Source organism: Vibrio sp. V42_P2S4T144, assembly GCF_009904715.1.
Classification (GTDB): Bacteria; Pseudomonadota; Gammaproteobacteria; order Enterobacterales; family Vibrionaceae; genus Vibrio; species Vibrio alginolyticus.
Window position 1 is genome coordinate 1 of the sequence record NZ_WXWS01000122.1, and the last position, 2598, is coordinate 2598.

Sequence of the window (2598 nt, forward strand, 5' to 3'; positions counted from 1 at the left end):
GAATGATATAGAGCGTATAGATGAGCTATATGCAAGCAGATGTTGGTCAGAACTCTATCTATTAGCTCATAGTTTAAAGGGCATTCTAGAGAGTTTCGGAGAAGACACCGCGGTCATTGCGTTTCAAAGAATAGAAGAAAAAACCAGAAACGATACAGCGCCAGATAGCTCAGATATAGCTATAGTTACTAAAGAGCTAGCTGCAATTAATCAACAAATCTTCGCTTACTTGAAGAATATGCAATAAAGAAATTCAAGGCTTAACTGGGGGAAATATGGCAATGAATAATAGCAATTTCAGGGAGTTGATTGAGTCTCTCAAAGACCTAACACCAACTCAAAAAAGGTACTTACTTAGCCGTACAAAGATGGCGCTAGATGATGAAAGTAATATGTTAAACATCAGTGATATTCTAACACCAGAAGAGTTGGAGGCGTTACTATCACCAGCACCAACAACGAATACAAAATAACAATGATATACAACGCAACCGTCAGATTAACGCTAGGGACCAAGTGAAGCAAATCGACTTTGCTTGGTTGTTAGTTTCTCTCCCAATTCCTTTTCACGACAACAAACGTATTGTTTTCGAAACCTTTTTCCAATTTAAACAGGTCAGATAATTGAGCGACTAACATCAGTCCGCGACCAGAGGAGGACCAACTATCGTCATCCATTAAGTTAGGTGCCTCAATCTGTTTATTTTTATGTTGGGTGAACGTCTTTTCATTGATCGGCGCTCCGCAATCAGAGACTCTCAGTTCCACGAAACCGGACACTTGGTCATCCCCAACCCTACACTCCACTTCAATTGGCAGGCCTTCTATTTCACTGTAAGAATGAATATAAGCGTTATTCATGAGCTCAACGACACAAAGCTCCAATGATTGAATTGCATTTAAGGGGATTTGATGACCCATCAAAAACCGAACAACGTCTTTGCTCGCACTTCGTGAGTGAGTAAGGGAGCTCCCGTAAGTTCGTTTAAATTCGCTCTTTGACATTCTTTTCCTTAAAATCGAGCCTCTCACCATGCCATTTTACCTGTAAAAGGCTGGCATCATCATCAAACTCATCTTCGTTGTGCCAAGATTGTACTTTTTTAAAGACGTCTCCCACTTGATCTTCAACTGGCAGCGTGCAAACAGCTTTTATACTCGATGCCAATCGTTGTAGTGAAAACATCTCCTCACCCTGCCTCGCTTCAATCAAACCATCCGAATAAAGCCACAATGCATCGCCCTCATCTAGACTAATTTGGTTACCGCTATATTCCATCGGCTGCATTGCACCAACGATAAAGTTATCATCACCTATCTGCTCCATCGTTTTCGTACTCGCTCGCCAAACTAAGATCCTGGGGTGGCCAGCCGTGCAATAGCTAAGTTGCCCTGATTTTGTGTTAAGAATGGCGTAAGCCATAGTAAAGTAAAGTTGACTGTTTCTAGTTTGCTGATAACGCCGATTTAGCCGTTCAATCACAGATGCAGGCTCACTTACGCAATAGCCGTCATCTCTCAACTCCATCGTGATCGAATCAGGCCCCTGACTTTGAGATAGCGTCTGTTGAATAGAAAAAGCCATCAAAGCTGAAGAAATACCATGACCAGAAACATCAAATACATAAAACGCAACATGTTGTTCATCGAGCTCCAAATACCCCAACATATCACCACCAATCTGGGAGCATGGTTTGTAGACATAACTAAACTGTATATTTTGGATAGTTGATTCAGAAGGGAGTAGTTGCTCCATCAGATGACTCGCAGACTGTAGGTCTTGGTGGATTGTTTGATAGGCCGCATCTAGCTCTTTATTTCTCTCAACGAGTTTGTTGTGCAGTTCTAAAGTACGAAACCCCGCACGGATTCTGGCCTGAAGTTCCTCTACAGACGTCTTCTTATCTACGAAATCATCTGCGCCAGCATCAATGCCTTTCACGATCGAACTTTGGTCATTTCTAGAAGACAGTAGAACAAAGAAAATGTAACGTTCGCTAACTTTAGATTTTAATTGGCGACACAATTCAATACCATTAATTCCAGGCATCATTAAATCACTCAGCACAAACTGAATATCAGGGCGGTGGGTTAGCACTTCGAGCGCCGCTCGTCCGTCTTCAACAGCAAGCACTTCATAGCCTTGCTTTTCCAATGCACTGCTGATGTAAAGCAGTACTGTTTTACTGTCATCGACCAAAAGAATGGGTTTCATCTGCCTCCTTAAAGTGGTTGCTATACTGGCTAACGCAAAACACTAGTCACTGACTGCTCATTTCTAAAACGGCTGTAGTCTTCGGCTAATAATTGGTGTTGATATCGAGTGTAAGACAACGCTTCATTAGAAATTAGTATCTGATGCTCTTTTTCGATTAACTGACTTTGCAGCCTTTCAATCTGTTCATTCTGCTGTGTGTAATTGAGGTACAGTGCGAATAGACCAAAAACCGAAACCATTAACAGGGCTATTAGAATATTATTGATAGTTTTCACTTGAATATTCATGACCTCTCCTTGTCTATTATTAGACTTTCCATGATGAAAGAGAGCGTCTACGGACCAAGAGCTCGAGGCTCTAAAACGCAACGAAGCAAATTG

5 protein-coding genes are annotated in these 2598 nt (G+C 41.6%); 2 read left to right on the forward strand and 3 right to left on the reverse strand.

Going from position 1 to position 2598, the window contains the following annotated elements:
• Both CAG68_RS22305 and CAG68_RS04080 read left to right on the forward strand, forming a co-directional pair.
• Positions 1-247: Hpt domain-containing protein (locus CAG68_RS22305; RefSeq protein ID WP_237667838.1), on the forward strand; the 247-nt coding region annotated here is incomplete at its 5' end.
• A 34-nt stretch (positions 248-281) separates the two neighbouring features.
• A complete protein-coding gene (locus CAG68_RS04080) occupies positions 282-473 on the forward strand; it encodes a hypothetical protein (protein ID WP_025767706.1) in 192 nt (63 codons plus the stop codon).
• Positions 474-543: 70 nt separating this feature from the next.
• Here the strand turns inward: CAG68_RS04080 and CAG68_RS04085 are convergent, their stop codons facing one another.
• From CAG68_RS04085 to CAG68_RS04095, 3 genes are read right to left on the reverse strand one after another with little or no spacing between them, the layout of a single operon-like run.
• Positions 544-1005 (reverse strand): ATP-binding protein, encoded by a 462-nt coding sequence (locus CAG68_RS04085; RefSeq protein ID WP_054730369.1) that lies wholly within the window; start codon positions 1003-1005, stop codon positions 544-546.
• Positions 986-2215 carry a PP2C family protein-serine/threonine phosphatase gene (locus CAG68_RS04090; RefSeq protein WP_054730367.1) on the reverse strand — a complete coding sequence of 410 codons (1230 nt, stop codon included), beginning with the start codon at positions 2213-2215 and terminating at the stop codon, positions 986-988. Before CAG68_RS04090 ends, CAG68_RS04085 begins: the two co-directional genes overlap by 20 nt.
• Before the next feature lie 29 nt (positions 2216-2244).
• On the reverse strand, positions 2245-2505 hold the full coding sequence (locus CAG68_RS04095; RefSeq protein ID WP_005375908.1) for a hypothetical protein: 261 nt from the start codon (positions 2503-2505) through the stop codon (positions 2245-2247).
• Positions 2506-2598: the final 93 nt, after the last annotated feature.